At 29.6% G+C, this 21,746-nt stretch carries 23 protein-coding genes and 1 other RNA gene; 14 read left to right on the top strand and 10 right to left on the bottom strand.

The genetic code is table 11. The annotated features are described in order from the left end of the window. Nucleotides 1-78 precede the first annotated feature (78 nt). Entirely contained in the window at nt 79-1,104 is a 1,026-nt protein-coding gene (locus IFB02_RS12090; protein WP_106688610.1) for a serine hydrolase domain-containing protein, read from the top strand. Between the two features lies 1 nt (nt 1,105). Here the strand turns inward: IFB02_RS12090 and IFB02_RS12085 are convergent, their stop codons facing one another. Beyond that, a complete protein-coding gene (locus IFB02_RS12085) occupies nt 1,106-1,741 on the bottom strand; it encodes an SDR family oxidoreductase (protein ID WP_106688609.1) in 636 nt (211 codons plus the stop codon). A gap of 187 nt (nt 1,742-1,928) precedes the next feature. Here IFB02_RS12085 and IFB02_RS12080 point away from each other — a divergent pair, with 187 nt between their 5' ends. The 7 genes from IFB02_RS12080 (at nt 1,929) to IFB02_RS12050 (ending at nt 8,827) form a co-directional block, all read left to right on the top strand. Further along, complete coding sequence (locus IFB02_RS12080; protein ID WP_106688608.1) at nt 1,929-2,450, top strand: nuclear transport factor 2 family protein; 522 nt, start codon at nt 1,929-1,931, stop codon at nt 2,448-2,450. Nucleotides 2,451-2,574: 124 nt separating this feature from the next. Further along, nucleotides 2,575-3,648, top strand: a complete 1,074-nt coding sequence (gene gcvT / locus IFB02_RS12075; protein ID WP_106688607.1) for a glycine cleavage system aminomethyltransferase GcvT — start codon at nt 2,575-2,577, stop codon at nt 3,646-3,648. Nucleotides 3,649-3,757: 109 nt separating this feature from the next. Next, entirely contained in the window at nt 3,758-4,591 is an 834-nt protein-coding gene (locus IFB02_RS12070) for a sugar nucleotide-binding protein (protein ID WP_191072812.1), read from the top strand. A gap of 31 nt (nt 4,592-4,622) precedes the next feature. Further along, complete coding sequence (locus IFB02_RS12065) at nt 4,623-4,916, top strand: 4a-hydroxytetrahydrobiopterin dehydratase (RefSeq protein ID WP_106688605.1); 294 nt, start codon at nt 4,623-4,625, stop codon at nt 4,914-4,916. A gap of 22 nt (nt 4,917-4,938) precedes the next feature. After that, nucleotides 4,939-6,990 (top strand): S41 family peptidase, encoded by a 2,052-nt coding sequence (locus IFB02_RS12060; protein WP_106688604.1) that lies wholly within the window; start codon nt 4,939-4,941, stop codon nt 6,988-6,990. Beyond that, nucleotides 6,991-8,025: a hypothetical protein gene (locus IFB02_RS12055; protein WP_106688603.1), complete on the top strand. Its 1,035-nt coding sequence runs from the start codon at nt 6,991-6,993 to the stop codon at nt 8,023-8,025. A gap of 82 nt (nt 8,026-8,107) precedes the next feature. Next, the gene (locus tag IFB02_RS12050; RefSeq protein ID WP_106688602.1) at nt 8,108-8,827 is read left to right on the top strand and encodes a YebC/PmpR family DNA-binding transcriptional regulator; all 720 of its coding nucleotides are present in this window, start codon (nt 8,108-8,110) and stop codon (nt 8,825-8,827) included. Between the two features lie 87 nt (nt 8,828-8,914). Here IFB02_RS12050 and IFB02_RS12045 read toward each other — a convergent pair whose 3' ends face one another. From IFB02_RS12045 to IFB02_RS12015, 7 genes are all read right to left on the bottom strand, one after another. After that, nucleotides 8,915-9,946, bottom strand: coding sequence for a hypothetical protein (locus IFB02_RS12045; protein ID WP_106688601.1), 1,032 nt, complete (start codon nt 9,944-9,946; stop codon nt 8,915-8,917). A 248-nt stretch (nt 9,947-10,194) separates the two neighbouring features. Further along, complete coding sequence (locus tag IFB02_RS12040) at nt 10,195-10,743, bottom strand: 1-acyl-sn-glycerol-3-phosphate acyltransferase (protein ID WP_106688600.1); 549 nt, start codon at nt 10,741-10,743, stop codon at nt 10,195-10,197. 1 nt (nt 10,744) lies between these two features. Beyond that, entirely contained in the window at nt 10,745-11,827 is a 1,083-nt protein-coding gene (locus IFB02_RS12035; RefSeq protein WP_223878845.1) for an iron-containing alcohol dehydrogenase family protein, read from the bottom strand. Nucleotides 11,828-11,856: 29 nt separating this feature from the next. Continuing rightward, entirely contained in the window at nt 11,857-12,477 is a 621-nt protein-coding gene (locus IFB02_RS12030; RefSeq protein ID WP_106688599.1) for a CatA-like O-acetyltransferase, read from the bottom strand. Next, nucleotides 12,471-13,178 (bottom strand): HAD family hydrolase, encoded by a 708-nt coding sequence (locus IFB02_RS12025; protein WP_106688598.1) that lies wholly within the window; start codon nt 13,176-13,178, stop codon nt 12,471-12,473. The genes IFB02_RS12030 and IFB02_RS12025 overlap by 7 nt, the downstream gene beginning before the upstream one ends. Beyond that, nucleotides 13,169-13,897, bottom strand: a complete 729-nt coding sequence (gene kdsB, locus IFB02_RS12020) for a 3-deoxy-manno-octulosonate cytidylyltransferase (protein WP_223878844.1) — start codon at nt 13,895-13,897, stop codon at nt 13,169-13,171. Before kdsB ends, IFB02_RS12025 begins: the two co-directional genes overlap by 10 nt. Before the next feature lie 66 nt (nt 13,898-13,963). Beyond that, complete coding sequence (locus IFB02_RS12015) at nt 13,964-15,391, bottom strand: ATP-dependent DNA helicase (RefSeq protein WP_191072811.1); 1,428 nt, start codon at nt 15,389-15,391, stop codon at nt 13,964-13,966. 124 nt (nt 15,392-15,515) lie between these two features. On the opposite strand from IFB02_RS12015, the gene IFB02_RS12010 reads away from it, so the two are divergent. From IFB02_RS12010 to rsmD, 3 genes are read left to right on the top strand one after another with little or no spacing between them, the layout of a single operon-like run. After that, nucleotides 15,516-16,256 (top strand): hypothetical protein, encoded by a 741-nt coding sequence (locus IFB02_RS12010; protein ID WP_106688595.1) that lies wholly within the window; start codon nt 15,516-15,518, stop codon nt 16,254-16,256. Beyond that, nucleotides 16,240-17,067 carry a DUF3822 family protein gene (locus tag IFB02_RS12005; protein WP_191072810.1) on the top strand — a complete coding sequence of 276 codons (828 nt, stop codon included), beginning with the start codon at nt 16,240-16,242 and terminating at the stop codon, nt 17,065-17,067. Before IFB02_RS12010 ends, IFB02_RS12005 begins: the two co-directional genes overlap by 17 nt. Beyond that, a complete protein-coding gene (gene rsmD, locus IFB02_RS12000) occupies nt 17,058-17,603 on the top strand; it encodes a 16S rRNA (guanine(966)-N(2))-methyltransferase RsmD (RefSeq protein ID WP_191072809.1) in 546 nt (181 codons plus the stop codon). The genes IFB02_RS12005 and rsmD overlap by 10 nt, the downstream gene beginning before the upstream one ends. Before the next feature lie 57 nt (nt 17,604-17,660). On the opposite strand, the gene rnpB is transcribed toward rsmD, so the two are convergent. After that, nucleotides 17,661-17,963, bottom strand: an RNA gene (rnpB, locus tag IFB02_RS11995) — RNase P RNA component class A. A gap of 225 nt (nt 17,964-18,188) precedes the next feature. Between rnpB and dnaX the strand changes: the two genes are divergently transcribed. The 3 genes from dnaX to miaE are packed head-to-tail and all read left to right on the top strand — an operon-like array spanning nt 18,189 to nt 21,100. After that, a complete protein-coding gene (gene dnaX, locus IFB02_RS11990; RefSeq protein ID WP_106688592.1) occupies nt 18,189-19,910 on the top strand; it encodes a DNA polymerase III subunit gamma/tau in 1,722 nt (573 codons plus the stop codon). A 17-nt stretch (nt 19,911-19,927) separates the two neighbouring features. Next, nucleotides 19,928-20,509: a hypothetical protein gene (locus IFB02_RS11985; RefSeq protein ID WP_106688591.1), complete on the top strand. Its 582-nt coding sequence runs from the start codon at nt 19,928-19,930 to the stop codon at nt 20,507-20,509. Nucleotides 20,510-20,518: 9 nt separating this feature from the next. After that, nucleotides 20,519-21,100 carry a tRNA-(ms[2]io[6]A)-hydroxylase gene (miaE, locus tag IFB02_RS11980; RefSeq protein ID WP_191072808.1) on the top strand — a complete coding sequence of 194 codons (582 nt, stop codon included), beginning with the start codon at nt 20,519-20,521 and terminating at the stop codon, nt 21,098-21,100. 66 nt (nt 21,101-21,166) lie between these two features. On the opposite strand, the gene IFB02_RS11975 is transcribed toward miaE, so the two are convergent. After that, nucleotides 21,167-21,697 (bottom strand): porin family protein, encoded by a 531-nt coding sequence (locus IFB02_RS11975; protein ID WP_191072807.1) that lies wholly within the window; start codon nt 21,695-21,697, stop codon nt 21,167-21,169. Nucleotides 21,698-21,746 lie beyond the last annotated feature (49 nt).

The following is a 21,746-nucleotide window of genomic DNA, read 5'->3' as shown; positions in this document are numbered from 1 at the left end:
ACTTCTACAATTCGGTGATATAATATTTAGTATTTTTCAAATTAGAGATAAGTTTGCTTCAACTTTTAATTTCAACTAATGAAAAATAAACCAAAATTAATCCTAAGAATTGTTCTGCTTTTTAGCACTGTAATTTCACTCTATTTTGTACCTTGGCCAATTGTAACTGCTTGGATAAAACCTTTACCAAATACTATACAAGAACAAGTAAATCAAGCTTCAGATTACGGTTTTGATGGTATAATTGTTTATGTAGATCAAGCTGGAAAATCACCTCAATTTTACACTTCTGGTTATCATAATACAGAAAATAAAATTCCTGCAAAACCTGATGCTTTATTTAAAATTGCTAGTAATGATAAATTATACACGTCGGTTTGTATTGCTAAATTAGTTTATGACAAAAAAATTGATTTAAATAAAACGTTAGCCGATTATTTTCCTGAGTTAGTTGGTAGAATTGAATATGCTAATACCATAACTATAAAAATGATGGTACAGCATAGAAGCGGAATACCTAACTACACAAATTTTAATAATTATTGGGCCAATCCGAAGTACTCGAATGAAGAAAATTTAAATATCGTCTTAGATTTACCAGCTAGTTTTAAACCAAACACAGATTACGAATACAGTAATACCAATTATCTATTATTAACAGAACTTATTAAAAAAGTTACCGGAAAACCTAAATTTGAGTATATCAAACAGCATATTTTAATACCACTACAGTTAACAAACACTTATAATTCGATAAACGATGTAAATATTAATCGTGTTATGAGTGGTTATTATGTTGGTTATGATAAAGATTTAAAAACCGAAGATGTTGGTATGCTTGCGACTGCAGAAGATTTAGGCAAATTTTTAAGAGCTTTAAATAACGGAAGTGTTTTCAAAAATAAAGAGGAACAAAATATTTATTCCTCTATATATAAATATGAACATACTGGATTAGTTCCTGGCTATCAAAGCATCGCAAAATATCATAAAGATATTGATGCTGTAGTAATACAGTTTACTAATACTGTTAACTTTGAAGGTTATAATTGGAACCTATCGGAAGTGATGTACAGTCGTATAATTAAACTCTTAAAAACATAACTTAATTAGACAGCTTATCTAATGCTTCACCAATTAAAGTTTCACCTTTAATAATTTCAAAAGTTGATCTATTTGCTGTATCATCGTTTAATACTCTAACCAAGGTTTGCGCAACATCGTTACGGCTAATTTCACCATGGTTTTCAAGATGTTGCTTTAATTCTATCTTATTTTCTGCAGGCTCGTTAGTTAATGTTCCTGGTCTTACAATAGAATAATTTAAATCTGTAGATTTTAAATATTCGTCTGCATTATGCTTAGCTTGTAAATAATCTTTTAATTGATTAGCAGTATCTGGATTTTCTGCGCCAATAGAACTAAGCATTACAAACTTCTTTACCTTATTATTTATAGAAGCATCAACCAGCTTTTTTGCGCCTTCTTGATCTACTTTTATCAAATTTTTTCCTTTAGATCCCGCTGCGAATATGACTTTATCTACAGGTTTAGAAAACGCATTATCTACATTTTCGGTTAAATCTGTAAGAACAGTGTCTACATTTTTAGCTTTAAAATAAGGAATTTGCTCCTCTTTTCTAACCATTGCAATTGGGTTAAAATATTTAGATTCTTTTAAAAGGTTTACTATTTTTTTTCCTGTGGTACCATTTGCACCTGCTACTAATATATTTTCCATAATACTCTAATTTACAAAAGAGTTAAATTATAGTAAGAATTATAAAATTGGTTTAACTTAGGTTTAATATAGTTTGAATTGAAATGCTAAATTTTTAACATCACTATTTGTTTCATTTTAAAAATGAATAAAAAACTTATATTTAAATATTACTTTGTAATTTTTAATAACTAACAAACGCTTAAGCATGAAAATTAAACTTCTCTCTCTAATTTTACTAATAACGTTAGGTTGTAAAGACAATTCGCAACAATCCTTAAATAACACAAAGGATTTAGAATTATTAAAAGACAAACAACACATTAAAGAATTAGTAGACACTTTTTCAATTCTTGCAGATAAAAAAGACGTTAAATCCCAAATGCAACTATTTACAGATGATGCTGTTGTAGAATCTTACAGAAACGGATCTAAAAGCTCTACTTTAAAAGGTAAAACTGAAATTGGAAATGCATTTACAGCTTTTTTATCGCTATTTGAGACAGTCTATCATATAAACGGACAACAAACTGTAACGATTAATAACAATACAGCAAAAGGCACATCGTATTGTCTTGTTGTTTTAATTAATAAAAATGAAGCTGGTAAAAACGTAAAAACTACATTTGGTGTGACTTACCAAGATACTTATGTAAAAACTAACAATACGTGGTTAATAAAAGACCGTAAAAGTTATTTTAATTGGGAAGAAGTTAGAACATTAGAGTAAATAAAAATGGGTTGTTTTAATTAATAATTCTTCAAAAAACCTCAATCTTTACTCAATATTTTTCAATACTTTTGCTATGCAAAAATTAAAAATTTCCGCTAGACGGAAACGAAAAATATAATAAATGAAAAACACAGTTTTAACCGAAACTCACATCGCACTTGGTGCAAAAATGGTACCTTTTGCAGGCTATAATATGCCTGTTCAATACGAAGGTGTAAATATAGAACACGAAGCCGTTAGAACAGATTGTGGCGTATTTGATGTAAGTCATATGGGTGAATTTTTAATTGAAGGACCAAATGCTTTAGACCTTATACAAAGCGTAACTAGTAACGATGCAACCAAATTAACTATTGGTAAGGCACAATATTCATGTTTACCAAATGATGAAGGCGGAATTGTAGACGACTTAATTGTTTACCGCATTAAAGAAGAAACTTATTTACTTGTTGTAAATGCTAGCAATATAGAAAAAGATTGGAATTGGATAAGCTCTAAAAACACGTTTGGAGCTACAATGCGAGATTTATCAGAAGATTATTCTTTACTAGCGATTCAAGGTCCAAATGCTGTCGAAAAAATGCAAGCCTTATCAAGTCATAATTTGGCAGATATTAATTTTTACAACTTTGTAGTTGGCGATTTTGCTGGTATAGATCATGTAATTATTTCTGCAACAGGTTATACAGGAAGTGGCGGATTTGAGATTTACTGCAAAAACAACGAGGTAAAACAAATTTGGGATAAAGTGATAGAAGCTGGCGCAAAACCAATTGGTCTTGCTGCTCGTGACACATTACGTTTAGAAATGGGTTATTGCCTTTACGGTAATGATATTGATGACACAACATCACCTTTTGAAGCTGGTTTAGGTTGGATTACAAAATTTACAAAGCAATTTACTAACTCAGAAAACCTAGCCGAACAAAAGAAAAAAGTACTAAAACGTAAACTTATTGCGTTTGAATTAGACGAAAAAGGTATACCAAGAAGCGGATATGATATTGTAGATGGACAAGGTAAACAAATTGGTAAAGTTACTTCTGGTACAATGTCTCCGTCATTAAAAAAAGGAATTGGTTTAGGTTATGTAGCTCCTGTTTTTAGTGATTTTGGAAGTAAAATTAACATACAAATTCGTAAAAACGCAGTTCCTGCAACGGTAGTAAAACTACCTTTTTATAAGGCTAAATAACGTTTTATATTTTAAAAAAAACATATCATGTCAGTTGTAAGGTATTTAATTACTTCGGTATAATTTAAATGCATTATAACTGGCATTTTCTTTACCATGTAGTAGATTAATGAAGCAAAAAAAAGATAATAAACATCGTGTATTAATACTTGGCGCAAGTGGCTTTTTAGGACAAGCCATTTACAAAGAGCTTTACGCCTATTACAATACCTTTGGGACGTATTGTACAGACAAGTACGCGTATGATAAAAATCATCATTATTTTCAGTATAATATAGAAGAAGACGATGTTTTTGAAATTTTAGACATTGTAAAACCATCTATAATTATTTCGGCAATTCGCGGTAATTTTTCTGCTCAAGTCTTAGCTCACAAACATTTGGTAGAATACGTTGCCAATCACAACTGTAAGCTGTTATTTATTTCATCTGCAAATGTATTTGACGCTTATAGTCAATTTCCTAGTTACGAGTTTGATAAAACCTTAAGTCATAGTATGTATGGGCATTTTAAAATTAAAATTGAAAACATGCTATTAAGATTACCCAAACAAAAAATTGCCATTCTAAGATTACCAATGGTTTTTGGTGCGCAATCGCCTAGAATTAAAGAAATCAAGCTTCATTTAAAAGAAAATCTGCCAATAGAAGTGTTTCCTAATTTAATAATGAATGTGACTACAGATAGTAAAGTTACACAACAAATTCATTATATAATTAATAGAAATAAATCAGGAATTTTTCATTTAGGTAGTACAGATTTAGTACATCATGACGATTTTTTCAAAGACATAATTAACAAATTAGGTTACACAAAACCTTTATTTAAGCAAGTTTACACTACTAATAATGATAGGTATTTAGCTGTATTACCAAAAGACAATAAATTACCCAAACATCTTCAAATTGTAAGTGATGAAATTTTAATGGATTTAGAAGTATAATTTTCTTACTTTTAATAATTAAAATTAAGAAATGAATACACTTACAGAAAACGAAATAGAACAACGATTATTAAGATTACCAGAATGGGATTATTTTGATAACGCCATTCATGCCGAATTTGAATTTGATAATTTTAAAGATTGCTTTAGTGCTATGAGCCGTATTGCTTTTGAATGCGAAGCACTTAATCATCATCCAGATTGGACAAATGTTTATAATGTTCTTAAAATTTCTATATCTACACACGACGCCAATGGTGTAACAGAAAAAGATTTTAAACTGGCGCATGCAATAGAAGCTATTGTAGAAGAAGACGAAGAATAACATTTGCCACCAATCTTTTTTAATGACAAAACTATCAATAACTTTAATATTTGCTTTAAGTGTATCCATTTGCTTATCGCAAAACACAGAGCAATTCTGCAATACGTTTTTTAATCTACAAAAAGTTGTTTTTGAGCAACATTACCAACCAAAAACTATAAACGACTCTTTATCTTCTGGTGTTTATAGACTTTTTTTAGAAGCTTTAGATACAGATAAAGATTTTTATCTACAGCAAGATATAAACCTATTTGAAGCAGATAAACTTAGCTTAGACGACTACATTTTAAATCAAGATTGTAGCTTTATCACAAAATATAGTGATAGTTTACAAAATAGGATAACTGCCAATATTAACTATTTAAAAACGCTTAAAAACGTTACTTTAGATTATAACAATAAGTACAAATTACAGTTTATCCCAAATCAAGCTTATAGTTTTTACAAAGATAAAAACCAGCAAGAAATAGGCTTACAAAAACGTATAGCTTACAAGACGTTGTCTAGACTTTTGGATGAATATGAAGATATAGCCTATATCCAAGATAATTTTAAAACATTAGAATCTGCTTTAAAACCTAAAATAATTGATAATGAAATATGCTTATTATCAGAATTATTAAACAAACCTAAAGGTTTTGACAATTATGTTTACAGTTTATTTTTAAATGCATATTTAAAATATCAAGATCCAAACTCGACCTATTTTAGTAATTCAGAAAAAACAATTTACGAAGACGGTTTATCAAGCAACCAATTATCTTTTGGAATATTAACAGATAAAAATGACAACGGACAAATTGTAGTTGCCCAAATTATTCCTGGTAGCGCAGCATTTATAAACGGAAATATCGAAGTAGATGATATAATAATTTCATTAACCTCTAAAACACAAACTTTAGAAACTTTTTGCGTTTCTAATGAGGATATTGCAGCATTTACAACTAACGAAAACAATAACGAAATTACCTTTAAAGTAAAAAAATCTAATGGTAAAACATTAAATGTAAAGCTTAAAAAAAGTAAAATAAAAGTAGAAGAAAATGCTTTAACCGGATACATAATTAGCAAAGACAGTTTAAAATTTGGTTACATAGAATTACCAAGTTTTTATACTAATGAAGATTCGCCAAACGGAAGAGGATTAACCTTAGATTTTTCTAAAGAATTATATAAATTAAAAAAAGAAAACATAGAAGGATTAGTTATCGATCTTAGGTTTAATGGTGGCGGATCTATGCAAGAAGCAATAGACCTTTGCGGTATGTTTATAGATCGCGGACCAGTATCTATAGTAGAAGCTAATAACAATAAAAAATATACGCTAAAAGACACTAATAGAGGCGTTTTATTAAAAAAACCATTAGTTATTTTAGTAAACAATTATACTGCTTCTGCATCTGAATTTTTTGCAAGCGCCATGCAAGATTACAATAGAGCTGTTATTGTAGGTTCTAAAACACACGGAAAATCTTCAGCACAAGCCATAATGCCACTTAGTGAAACCGAAGATTTAGGTTACTGTAAATTAACCGTTGAAGCCTTTTTTAGAGTTACAGGTAAAAGCTTACAATCTAAAGGTGTAATTCCAGATATTTTACTACCATCGTTATATGATAATTTAGGAAACTTCGAAGCAGATATTCCTTTTGCTTTAAAAAACAAAAACACTTATGTTACTTTAAAACATTTCCCGTATAAAAAGTTTGATGTAGATCAACTAGCCCAAAAAAGTAAAGCAAGACAATCTTTACAGGCATTATTTAAACAGGTAGATGATAACAATAAAAAACTATATTCAAGTATTTTTGAAAAAGGAGAACCTTATACATTAAGTCTAGATCAACTTAAACAAAATCAAGACAATAAAATAAAGTTTTACGATACAATTTTTACAACTCCAACGGTAAAAAACCCAATAAAAGTAAGTAATACGCAAGCTACTACCGAGTTACTTTTATACAATAAATCCAACCAAGAAGACAACAAAAATTTAATACTTAACCTATCTAAAGATTTATATGTAAACGAAGCGTTTTTCATTTTACAAGACATCATTAAAAACAAACCATAGATGAAACAACTAACCAAACTATTATTTTGTATTTTTTTAATACTGCCAACAATTCAATTTGCGCAAAACTTTGATAAAGCTATAGATTATTTAGAGTTTTTAGGTGACGAACAAAACCTTGTTACTAAAAACATGTGGAAATACACTAAAGCATTAGCGCATAGTAAAAGTGATAGAAGCATAAATGCGAAAAGAGAAAACCTAATTAAATCTGTTGAAAATGCTATAAAAAAAATTGAAAAAGCAAACGGTTTTGATGGTGAAGACTACAAAAACAAAGTACTAAAACACTTAAAATTAAACCTAAGTCTTTTAAAACAAGATTACGCCGAAATTATAGATATGAAAGCTGTCGCAGAGCAATCTTATGATATGATGGAAGCCTATATCCTAGCCCAACGATTAGCAGACGAAAAAATGGCAGAATCACAAGCCGAATATGAAACAAATTTTTACGCTTTTGCAAATAAACACAACATTAAAATAGAAGAAAGTGAAAGCGATTTGGGTAAAAAAATGGAAATTTCTAATCAGGTATTTACTCACTATAACGATATGTATTTGGTTTTTTTCAAAGTCTTTATAAACGAAATTTATCTATGGGACGCAATAAAAACCAATAACATTAATGCCATACAGCAAAACTCTAGCGCATTACTAGATGCATCTAAAGAAGGACTTACTCTATTAGAAACAGAAAAAGGGTTTAAAAATGATAACGCAATAATTTTAGCGACAAAACAAACATTTCAATTTTTTATAGACGAAGCTGAAAATGATATACCAGTTATAGTAGATTTTTTGGTACAAGAAGACCAAATGAAAAAAATACAAGAGCAATTAGAAAAAACACCAGAAAGAAAACGCACAAAAGACCAAATAGATAATTACAACAAAAAAGTAAACGCAATAAATAAGGCTGCAAAAAACTATAATAAAACTAATCAAAGTTTAAACACAAAACGTCAAACAGTATTAAACAAATTAGATGCTACAAAAGAAAAGTTTTTAGAGAGACATATCCCTAAAGACTAAAAAATTATTACTTTTTTATAAATTTGCAAACATTAAATAAATATTAATCACTTCGTAAGAAGTACTAAACAATATAAACACTATGGGAAGAGCTTTTGAATTTAGAAAAGCACGTAAAATGAAACGTTGGTCGGCTATGAGTAAAGCCTTTACACGTATTGGTAAAGATATAGTAATGGCTGTAAAAGAAGGTGGACCAGATCCTGATAGTAATTCAAGACTTAGAGCAGTTATACAAAATGCAAAGTCTGTAAATATGCCTAAAGATAACATAGAACGTGCAATAAAACGTGCTAGTGATAAAAGTCAAGGCGATTATAAAGAAGTTGTTTTTGAAGGTTATGCGCCACATGGAATAGCTATTTTAGTAGAAACTGCAACAGATAATAACACCAGAACGGTAGCAAATATTAGAAGTTATTTTAATAAATGTGATGGAAGTTTAGGTACTTCTGGATCTGTTGTATTTATGTTTGATCATACTTGTAATTTTAGAATTAATGCAGAAGGGTTAGATCCTGAAGAATTAGAATTAGAATTAATAGACTTTGGTGCTGAAGAAGTTTTTGTAGATGATGATGGCATATTAATTTACGCACCTTTTGAAAGCTTTGGTGCAATCCAAGCAGAACTTGAGCGTCGCGAAATTGAAATATTATCTTCTGGTTTTGAGCGTATACCACAAGTCACAAAAAAACTAAATGAAGAACAAGTTGCAGATGTAGAAAAACTTTTAGAAAAAATTGAAGAAGATGATGATGTACAAAACGTTTATCATACAATGGAAGAAACTACAGACTAAATTAAGTCATTTAATACAATTAAAAAGGCTATTCATTTAAAATGAATAGCCTTTTCTCTTTCTATAAACTTACGCTATTAATCAATATTATTTAGAAAGATAAACTGCAGATGCCGAAGCTAAATTATAATCTATAACTGGACTTAAATTTCCACCAGAACCAATATTATTAAATGCTAATATTTTTCCGTTTGCCGCTTCTGCAATAAAAACTGTATTAGTAGTAGCATCGTAAGCAACATCTACAGGATTACCTAATAACGTGCTAGAACCTTCTACTCTAACTTGTTCTGATAAAGCTAAAGTACCTCCGTTTGCTGTATTGTTAAATTTACTACTAAAGTCTGAAATTATATGAAATGCACCATCTGTAGCACTAGTTCCTGTACCACTTGCTACACCAATATCTGTTAATACCATTGTATTACCATCTAAAGCTATACCATGCGTTCTTACAATACCTTCAATAGAGATTGTTTTACTAGCCATTAATGTTTGGTCTGTCGTGTTAGATAAAAAGTTATTAAAAACAGCTAATTGATCTGTCGTGTCTACAATAGCATATAAATCTGCTCCAGAAAAAACAATTCCCCATAATTTAAAATTAGTTGTAATTGTGTTTCTTAATACAAAGTTATTGCTAGTTTTTTGGTAAACAAATAACCTTCCATCTGGCGTGTTAGAATCTCCATCTACATCACTGTTGTCTGCTACTACGTAATAATCTCCATTAACTGCAACTTCTCTTGGACTTTCCATATCTGTTGTACTAGAAATGTCTATAGATGCTGTAGTATTATTTAGTAGCATGTCTACATTGTAAAAACCTTCTAAATTTAAATTGGACCTTGATGCTTGAAAAACAGCATCTGTAGACGCGTCGTAATATACACCATCTGCTGCAGTACTTGTTGTTATTAAGGTTTTAGATTGTACATTAGACATATTGGTTACATCTAATATGGAAATATTACCATCACTATTATTAGAAGTGAATAATCTAACAGACGTTTGATCTTCTTCTTCCATAATAGGTTGAGTGTCATCATCACTACAAGATAAAGTTGTGAATGTTAAAGCACAAATGCTTAATAATTTGAATACATTTTTAGTTTTCATGTTTTTTGTTGTTTATGTTAATACACCTGTACTTACGTAGTTGTTTTAGCATAGGTTTTAAAAAACATGAACTTTAACTATTTTTAACAAAAAACAAAAAGCACTTTTAGTTGTCTAAAAGTGCTTTTATGTAGGTTGTAGTTGTAATGTTTCTTTTTAGGGACATTAAAGTTTACTTTATGTTTCATTTAACTACATTTAATTAATAACAAATTAAATGCCAAACTTTACATTTTCAATACATTATATTAAGACTTAGAATGTATTTTACCTTTAACGCCTTTAAAAAAAGATTTCATATACTTAAAATCTTCTTCAATATTATCTGTTGGATAAAATGGTTCTGATATTTTGTTTTGTTTATTTTCAAAGTCTAAAGTAAACATAATAATAGGTACGTTTGCTTGCTTTGCTATGTAATAAAATCCAGTTCGCCACTTTTCTACTTTACTTCTTGTTCCTTCTGGAGCTAGAGTTAATCTAAATTCATCTTTACCTTCAAATAGTTTTGCGATGGTTTCTACTTTATTTTCTTTATTTTTTCGGTCTACAGGAACGCCACCAACAGCTCTAAAATAATATCCAATAGGCCAAACAAAAAGTTCTTTTTTACCTAAATAATTAGATTTTAAATCTACTACTTTTCTTAGTAATAAGCCGATAATAAAATCGAAGTTACTAGTATGTGGCGCAGATATTAGTACAGCTTTTTTTACTGTATCTTTAGAAAAGTTTGTGTTTCCTACAACTTTCCATCCTAAAATTTTAAAATATATAAATTTTGCTAGCCAGCGCATATTACATTTTTTTATAAAGCGCTTTTAGTACTTCTGGAGTTATTTGTTTTTTCCAATGTTTTCCTAATGCATTTTCCCATAATGGTTCTAAACTTAAGGCTACATTTATCATTATATCAAATTGGTCTTCGGTTAGATTTGCACAAATTCCTTTAGGTAAATTAATGTTATGTTTTGCTTTCATTTGTTTAAAAAGCTTAACACCATCAGGATAATAGTCTTCTAGATGATCAAATACAATACAGTTTCCTATACCGTGTTTAATTCCTAATAAATAGCCTAAACCATAACTCATCGCATGTGCTACTCCAACTTGAGAATATGCAATGCTCATTCCACCATGCCAACTAGCCATCATTAACTTGTCTTGAGCTTCTATTTCGGTTAAATGATCTTCTAAGAAAATTTCTTTACATAACTCGTAAGCCTTTTCTCCATACGATTTACTAAACGCATTTAAATACGTACCATTTAAAGATTCTATGCAATGTACAAAACAATCCATACCTGTATAAAACCATTGATCTTTTGGTACTTCTTTAGTTAATTCTGGATCTAGAATTACTTGATCAAAAGGTGTATAATCACTATTTATACCTAATTTACGTTCTGGTCCAGTTAAAATTGTAGTTCTTGACACTTCTGCTCCTGTTCCAGATATTGTTGGAATTCCAACATGATATATAGCAGGATGTTTTACTAAATCCCATCCTTGATAATCTTTAGATTCTCCATCGTTAGTTAACATAATGGCTACTGCTTTTGCTATATCCATTATGCTTCCTCCACCAATGCCTATTATACCAGAAGGACGTTCTTTATAGTTAAGTATAATTTGTTCTACTAAAGTATCTATTTGTGATGTTTTAGGTTCTTCTTTGGTAGATATATAAATCACCTTATCGTCGTATGCAAGTGGTATACGAGATGTTAACCATGCATTTCCTTTAAATACATCGTCTACAAAAAAGATAAATGGTGCTCTGGTATTTAACCTTTTAGGTTCTAAAATTTCGGCTAATTGGTTAAAACTACCACGTCCAAAAATTATTCTGGACACCATTGGAAAATTTTTAAATTGCATTAACTTAATTGTCTTATTTTGTAAATTTATTATTTATTTAGTTGTTTTTGAAATAATTCTGAAAATAAACCTATATGATAGCCATCTACTAATGCATGATTTGCACTTATAGCAACATTTATTTGTAGGCTATCGTTTACTTTAACAGCTTTACCAAATGCTAATTTTGGTACAGATTCTTTATTACCAGAAACAGGCTCTTTATGTCCTGTGAAATTTACCCAAGGTAACGCAGAACAATGTATACAATCCAATCCGTTTTTTGGTGGATATAATTCGCCAGTTGTTTGTATTCTTTGTTTTTCTAATTCTAAATTATTTAAGAAAAATTCAAGATTTTCGTTGTAATCTATAAATGAAAACCCTAACGTTTTATCCTCTTTTAATATAGTAGCTGAAGCATTAATTGTATCATAACATACAACTTGGTCTTCTAGAATTCTATACTTAAGTTGCTCTACATTATTAATAGCTACCATACATGCATGCAAATACACACCAAAAAAACTATAATTATTTGTTTTAGATTTTTTGTAAGCCTTAGTCACATCAAACGGAATAGTTACACCAAAATACGGATCTTGAAACTTTGTAAAATGATCGTAAAGTTGTTTACGTGACCAAGTATTAATATCTATTGTTTTTAACATTGTAATAATTCTGGTAGTTGTTTTAATGTTTTTAAGGTATGAAACTGTTTGTTTTTACTCTCTTCTAATGTAACTTCTTCATGAGCCCAAGTTGTATGAAATGGGACATGAATTGCTTTTGATTTGATATTTAATAATGGTAAAATATCTGATTTTAACGAATTTCCAATCATTAAAAATTCAGTAGGTTTTATATCTAAATGATTTAATAATTTGGAATAGTTAGCTTCTTTTTTATCACTTAATACCTCTATATGATGAAAATAATCTAATAATCCAGATTTTTCTAATTTACGTTCTTGGTCCAGTAAATCACCTTTTGTTGCAACAATTAGCCTATATTTATTTGATAGTTTTTGCAAAACGTCTTCTACACCATCTAAGAGCGCTACATCTTTATTAATCATGCCTTTACCAATATTTAATATTTTGGTTATCACAGAATTTGAAACCGTACCGTTGGATAATTCTATAGCCATTTCAACCATAGATAATACAAATCCTTTTACACCATAACCATAGGTTGGTAAATTTTTCATTTCCATTTTAAATAGCTCTTGGTCTATTTTATTTGGTGTTTCAAATTGACTTAATAGCTTTGCAAATTCTTCTTCGGCATCTCTAAAATAGGTTTCGTTAACCCAAAGAGTATCATCTGCATCAAAACCAATGACTTTGATAGTATCGTAGTTTATTTCCATAATTTATTTGCGCGCTCTAAATCTTCTGGTGTATCTATTTCTACACCTTCTACTGTAGTTTCGACCATTTTAATACGTTTTCCGTATTCTAAATAACGAAGTTGTTCTAATTTTTCGGCTGCTTCTAAGGTTAACATTGGTAAGTGATAAAAATCCATTAACGCTTGTTTTCTAAATGCGTAAACACCTTTATGTTTGTAATATTTAACGTCTACACTTTCATCACGTGGATATGGTATTGGACTTCTAGAAAAGTATAAAGCCACATTGTTATTATCTATTACAACTTTTACCGTATTTGGATTTTTAATTTCGTCTTGATCTGTAATATGAACCATTAAAGATGCTAAATCTATTTGGTGTTGTGTGTCTTCTTTAAATACTTGAATTAATTTTTTTAAAGAATCTACTTCTGTAAATGGCTCGTCACCTTGTACATTTATAACAACATCTACATCTAGATTTTCTACAGCTTCTGCTATTCTATCACTTCCGCATTCATGCGGTTTTTTACTCATCATAACATGTCCGCCAATATTTTGTATTTCGTCAAAAATTATTTGGCTATCTGTGACTACAATTACATCGTCAAAAAGCGATGTATTTACTGTAGCTTGGTAAGTTCTTGTTATTACAGGTTTTCCGCCTAAATCTTGCATTAATTTACCTGGAAATCTAGATGCACTATAACGTGCAGGTATCATGGCTATGATTTTCATTGTTGTTCTGAAATATTACTATTCAAAAATACGGGTAATATGTTAATTTATAATTGAATTTTAGGATTAATTTTCTTCAAAAAAATCGTCTTTAAATCCTATCAAATATAATTTTTCTTTTGCTCTTGTGACTGCTGTGTATAACCAACGTAGATAATCTTTATCTATCCCGTTTGGTAAATACGGTTGTTCGACAAAAACTGTGTTCCATTGTCCTCCTTGAGATTTATGACAAGTAATGGCATAAGAAAACTTTACTTGAAGTGCGTTAAAGTGTTTATTCCCTTTTATTTTTAAAAATTTTTTATAGTTACTTGTTTCGTCTTCAAAATCTTTTTGGACTTCTTGATATAACTTATTGGAATCTTCGTAAGATAAAGATGGTGATTCTGCTGTGATAGTATCTAAAAGTAGTACTGTTTCAAATGGTCTCATTTTAGGGTAATCGACCATTCTTACTTTTACTTCTGCAAATTTAAAACCATATAACTCTTGAAAGCTAAAAATCTCTAAGACTTCTATAATATCTCCGTTAGCAATAAAACCAGCTTCTGTAGTAGGTTTAATCCAAAAGTAGTTGTTTTTAACTACCATAAGATAATCGCCAGTTGCAAGCTCGTTTTCACTAAATAAAATACGACTTCGTATTTGCTGATTATATAGGTTGGCACGCTTGTTACTTCGCACAATTATGCTCGTATCTTCATAACCTAATGTACTGTAAGCATCGTTAATAGCATCCATAATTTCATAACCATCAACCAATCTTACAATGTCTTTAAAAGGTTTTAAATTAAACTGAAACGTATCAAAAAACTCGCTAGCAATTGCTTCTCTTAACAAGGTTGCGTTTTCTAATATACCCGAATCTTCGCCTTGACGTGTGACTTCATCTAGCTCCATTTTTGTAACACTTTTGTTGTAATTAAGGTTTAAAGTGTTTTCATTTAAAGCTGGACTTATGTCTAATTTTACAGGCGGTAATTGGGCTGTATCACCAATTAACAACAGTTTACATTTATGTCCTTGATACACGTATTGCATCAAATCGTCTAGTAAAGATCCATTTTCATATAATTTAGAATCGTTTGGCGTATCTGGTATCATAGACGCTTCATCTACAATAAAAATGGTGTTTTTATGCTTATTTGGTTGTAATACAAAACTAACGCCGCCACCTTTACTCTTTTTTGGAAAATATATTTTTTTATGTATTGTAAAGGCTTCTTTTTTGGAATAATTTGCGATTACTTTTGCTGCTCTACCAGTTGGCGCCATTAAAACAGCACTTTTTTTGGCTTTCCATAAATTGGTAACAATTGTCCCTATAATAGTGGTTTTTCCTGTACCTGCATATCCTTTTAACAAAAAGACACCATTATTGCGATCGTTAAAAATAAATTCAGAAAGTTGTAAAAGTAAAATATCTTGTTTTGTGGTTGGTTTAAACGGAAATTGCTGTTTTATAAGGGAATAAAATTCTGAACTAGTCATTAATAAACAAGATTTAAAAACTTTTTCTCAAATATATAAATCATTTTTAGCTACAATGGTTTTTACGAACAAAAAAAAATTGTAGATTTGTCACTGACCTTAATTTATATTTAATAAAAACACTATGCTAAATTTAATTTTAATTATTATTGGTGCCATTCTTTTAACTGTTGCTATAGTTTGGCTTATTGACAAATTTGTTCCAGCAAAAGCAAAACCTATTATTACAATTGCGCTTTGGGCATTAATTATCTTTTTAGGTTATTTAACTTTTGATTCTGTTTATGGAGAAATTAAATTTAATCAACTTAAAGAAAAGCGTTTCGCTGCTGCAATTGAAAAATTAAAAGATATTAGAGATGCACAGTTAGCACACAGAGAAGTAAAAGGACAATTTACTAAAAGCTATGATTCTTTAATTAAATTTATCGAAAATGGTCAATTTACAATTATAGAAAGACGCGATTCTAGTGTTGTGGATGAAGAAAGAACAAAAGCTTACGGTGGTGTAGAAATGTTTAAAGATATTGTAATTACAGATACTATTGGATTTGTTCCTGTTAAAGATAGTTTATTTAAAAACTCTTCGCGTTACAAAACAATGATGAATGTACCAAACGCTAAAGAAGGTACTAAATTTACCTTAAACGCTGGTGTATTAGAAGATGGAGATAGTAAAATACCTGTTTTTGAAGCTTTTGTTAAAAAAGACGATTTATTATTTGATCAACCTAAAGATTTAGTAAAAAAGGAAAACCAAGTATTATCTGTAGAAGGTGTTAACGGTGATGCGTTACGTGTAGGATCTATGGATGAGGTTAAAACAGTAGGAAACTGGCCAAAAACATATGGCAGTAACGAATAATACAAATACAAGTTTTAATAATAAAGAACTGTCCATTCAACTAAGTTTGAGTGGACTTTCTTTTTGTATCCTAAATACAAATAACAGTACAGTAGAAACATTATTCACGACTACTTACAACAAAAAAAATCCAACTACTGTATTAGATACTGTTGTAGATGTATTTAACACACAAAAAGAACTACAACAATCTTTTGATAAGATAACAGTAATCCATGAAAACGAATGGTCTACGCTAGTGCCAAAACCATTATTTGATAAAGAACATATTGCAGATTATTTAAAGTTTAATACAAAAATTTTAAAAACAGATTTTATCACTTTTGATGAAATCTCGCAGAATGAAAGTATAAATGTTTATGTTCCGTTTACAAACATAAATAATTACCTGTTTGACAAATTTGGAAGCTTTACATACAAGCACTACTCTACTATTTTAATAGAACATATCTTAACCCAAGAAAAGCACAATAAATCACCAAAAGTATATGCAAATATTAATGCAAATACTTTTGAAATAGTTGTAGTTACTAACGGAAAACTAGTTTTATATAATACGTTTAATTATCAATCTAAAGAAGATTTTATCTACTATACCTTGTTTGTATACGAGCAACTACAACTTAATCCTGATGTTATAGAAATTGTATTTTTAGGCGAAATAGATAAAACAAGTCCATTATATACCATAGCCTATAATTACATCAGGCATGTAGGTTTTGGAAAGAGATTTGATAACTTTCAATTTAAAAATCCTATAGAGAATTTACACAGTAATTTTACACTTTTAAAAAGTTTACAATGCGAATAATTTCTGGTCAATATAAAGGAAGAAGACTAACAGCACCTAAAAATTTACCTGTAAGGCCAACTACAGATATGGCTAAAGAAGCTTTATTTAACATCCTTAATAATCAATATTATTTTGATGAAATTTCAGTATTAGATTTATTTGCTGGTACAGGTAATATCAGTTACGAATTTGCATCACGAGGCACAAACAACATTACCTGTGTTGATCAAAATTATGGTTGTATAAAATACATAAATGAAACTGCTGAAAGTTTTGAGATGCCAATTAGCACTATAAAAAGTGATGTGTTTAGCTTTTTAGAAAATCATAAACAACCTTATACTATTATTTTTGCAGATCCACCTTACGACTTTCCTTTAGAAGAATTTGCAAAAATCCCAGAATTAGTCTTTCAGAATAACTTATTAGAAGAAGATGGACTATTAATTATAGAACACTCTAAACATACCGATTTATCAGGTTTAGCGCAGTATTCTCATTCCAAAAGTTATGGCGGAAATATGTTTAGTTTTTTTGAACTAACAGATGAATAAATCATTATCAATTACATTATAAATAAAAAAACCACCTTAAAAAAGGTGGTTTCTTTATAAAATAGTAAATCTATAAGCCGGATTCTGTACGCAAAAGCGTCCTTATCATTTATCTGAATGTGCTGTTACCAACACACTTTAGCTACCTACCCTTTAACATCGCACGTGCAGCACTCAAACGTTAATATACATGGTATTGCACCTTATAGAGTTTACCTGATTTCACTACAGCATGACCTGTACATTCTTTCTGTTGCACTTTTCCTCACCTTTCGGCGGATGGCTGTTAACCACTATAATTGCACTATGGTGTCCGGACTTTCCTCTTTATTACAATAAAGCGATAAGGCGATTTACTTTTGCAAAAATACAATTATCAGTGAACAAATAACTATAACACATGGTAATTAGTTTTTAGTTTTTAGAAAAATTAAATACTCCTTAAACTAAATCATTCATACTTACAAACTTTCAACTTTGAACTTTGAACTTTGAACCAATGTTGTTAATAACTCAAAATAAATTGAAGTATTAAAATTCCTATTTATTAAGCTATTTTTTAAATTTGTAAACAATTTATTGTCTATGGAACATTTTGTAGTATCAGCCAGAAAATACAGACCGCAAACCTTTAAGGATGTTGTTGGTCAGTCTGCTATTACAAACACTTTACTTAACGCCATAGAACATAATCATTTAGCGCAAGCCTTATTATTTACTGGTCCACGTGGTGTTGGTAAAACAACTTGTGCGCGTATTTTGGCAAAAATGATTAATAGTGAAGGCAATGAAAACTCTGAAGAAGATTACGCCTTTAATATTTTTGAGCTAGATGCAGCTTCCAACAACTCGGTTGATGATATAAGAAACTTAACAGATCAAGTTCGTATTCCGCCTCAAGTTGGTAAGTATAAAGTCTATATTATTGATGAGGTACATATGTTATCTCAAGCCGCTTTTAATGCCTTTTTAAAGACTTTAGAAGAGCCACCAAAACATTGTATTTTTATTTTAGCAACTACTGAAAAACATAAAATAATCCCTACTATTTTATCGCGTTGTCAAATTTTTGATTTTAAACGTATTACAGTTAAAGATGCTAAAGAGTATTTAAAATACATTGCAGAAGAGCAAGGTGTAAATGCAGAAGATGATGCGCTACATATCATCGCTCAAAAAGCAGATGGCGCTATGCGTGATGCACTTTCAATTTTTGATCGTGTAGTTAGTTTTTCTGGTAAAGATTTAACAAGACAAGCCGTTACCGAAAATTTAAACGTATTAGATTACGAAACTTACTTTGAAAGTACAGACCTAATTTTGGAGAATAAAATTCCAGAGTTATTACTTCAATTTAATAAAACGTTATCTAAAGGATTTGACGGACATCATTATATCGCTGGTCTTGCGTCGCATTTTAGAGATTTATTGGTTTGTAAAAATCCTGCGACTATAGAACTGTTAGAAGTTGGAGAAGACACTAAAAAGAAGTACGAAAATCAATCTGCAAAAGCAAGTCAGCAGTTTTTAATACAAGCTATTAATCTGGCAAACGACTGTGATTTAAAATATAAAAGCAGTAAAAACCAACGACTTCTGGTCGAACTTACTTTAATGCAACTTGCCTCTATCACTTTTGATGGAGAAAAAAAAAATAGCAGACGTTACATAATTCCGCCAAGTTATTTTAAGAAAAAAGGAATTACGCCAATACCTGTTACAAAACCAAATCCAAAAACTACATCTACAGAAACTGCTTTAAAAGTTAACCCAGAATTTCAGCAAAAAAAAGAGCCTGAAAAACCTAAAATTATTTTAGAAAACGGAATTGCTTCTGGTAAAAAAAGAACTTCTGGACTGTCTTTAAAAAGTATTAGAGCAAAAAAAGAACACGAAATAAAACAACTGGATGTTGTTGTTGATGAAGAAAATCTTCCTAAAGAACCTTTTTCTCAAGAAGAATTATCTGCAACTTGGAATGCTTTTGTAAATATTATTGAAAAAGAAGGTAAATTTAATCTTGCTTCCATTTTATCTATAGATAAACCAACTTTAGCAAATGATGGTGTTACTATACAATTAACTTTTCCTAACTCTACAAATAAGGTAGAAGTTGAAAGGCAATCTTTTGATTTAATGTCTTACTTACGTAAAAATTTAAATAATTACGATATAAATTTAGACATTACTGTAAATGAAGAGATGGAAAAAAAATATGCCTACACGCCTATTGAAAAATATGAAAAGTTGAAAGAAAAAAACCCAAATCTAGAATTACTTCGTAAAACTTTTGATTTAGATATTTAATCTATAACTTTATGATTATGAATAAGTTTACAGCATTAATTTTAGGTATTATTATTTGTTTATTAAGTTGCGACGGACGCGAGAAGGTTAAAAGAAAACCAATAGAAACTTTAAAAGAAAAAAACATGATAGAGTCGTTTTCTACCAGAGAAAGCTACTATCCTAAAACCTACTCTGAAGTTAAAACAGATACCATTTTAAGTAATGGTTACACCGTAAAAGTAAACACTTTTACAGATATGACATCTTCGTTTTTAAAACAATTTAAGCACGATGCTATAAACTATAAGTATCATTATCGAGATTTTAAAGCAGAAATAGTTGCAAGCCATAACTCTATTATTTTTAACGACGTAATAGATAAAGATTATATTTTAAAACACGATAAATCTGTAGCGTATTTTTTAAAATCTTCAATTTTAAAAAGTGTTTGGGTAAATCAAGAACAAACCGTAAAACAAGACAAATTAGTCGTAAATATTCTATTTACACAACCTAATTCTAATACCAATAAAATGTTTGAACTTGTAATAGAACCAAACGGACAATATAAATTGATAAATATCTCAGATTTAAATCAAAATTATTTAACAGCTTAATTAAAAAACATGCTTGGATTAAAATTACCAACAGATCCACGATGGGTTAATATTGTAGAAAAAAATATAGAAGAAATTCTTACAGATCATGCCTTTTGCGAGCAAAAAGCAACAAGTACTGCAATTTCTTTAATTGTAAGTTTTCCTGAATACACAGATCTTGTTCAAGAAATGACAGCTTTAGTAAAAGAAGAAATTAGTCATTTTAAGATGGTACACGATAAAATATTAGAACGAGGTTGGACATTAGGACGAGATAGAAAAGATGATTATGTTATTCAACTTTTAAAGTTTTTTCCAAAAGGCGGAAGTAGAACAGACCAATTAGTACATAGATTACTATATGCTGCATTAATAGAAGCTAGAAGTTGCGAGCGTTTTAGATTATTATCTGAAGAATTACAAGACAAAGAACTTGCAGAGTTCTACAGAAAATTAATGGTAAGTGAAGCCAATCACTACACAATGTTTTTGGGCTTTGCTAGACAATACGGTAATCGTGAAGAAGTAGATAAAAAATGGAAACAACTACTTGATTATGAAGCCGAAATTATGAAAAACTTAGGTACAAAAGAAACTGTACACGGTTAAATAAAAAAAGCCTTTTCTAAAATTTAGAAAAGGCTTTTTAACACTTACTATTTATTGAATATATATTTAGAATTTTACTCCAAATCCTATTTGCATTGTATTTCCTTTAGCTTCTACACCTAATTCATCATCAAATAAATTTACAAATCCATATTTGTATCTAAAGTCTAAGAAAAATTCGTCTGTAATCATAAAATCTACACCAGCTACACCAGAATAAGTAAAGTTTTTTACACCATCTTCATATTCGTGCGCCTTTAAACTAGCTTGTGGACCAACAGCAAAAGCAAAATTATTAGTAATATTAAACTTAAATAATACAGGAAGTTGGATATAGTTAATACGTAATTCTTCTTGTTTAGATCCTTCGGCAGAAAATTGAATTTCTGGAGCTAAATCAATTACGTTAGATAACTTGTATTCTCCAAAAAAACCAATCATAAAACCATTTCTATGTGTGTGAGGTAAATAATCATATTGATCTTCAAAATCTAAATCTGAAATATTAAAACCAGCTCTTACACCATAAACGGAGTTTTGAGAAAATCCATAAAATGAAGCTAAAATAAATGCAAAGAAAAGGATAGTTTTTTTCATATGTTTTAAAAAATTAATAGGTTGGGTTTAGTTTTAAATTCTAATAGTA

Origin of the sequence: Mesoflavibacter profundi, assembly GCF_014764305.1 — a bacterium.
Taxonomy (GTDB): domain Bacteria; phylum Bacteroidota; class Bacteroidia; order Flavobacteriales; family Flavobacteriaceae; genus Mesoflavibacter; species Mesoflavibacter profundi.
Note: the sequence above shows the minus strand (reverse complement) of the source record. Positions and strands in the feature narration are given on the sequence as shown.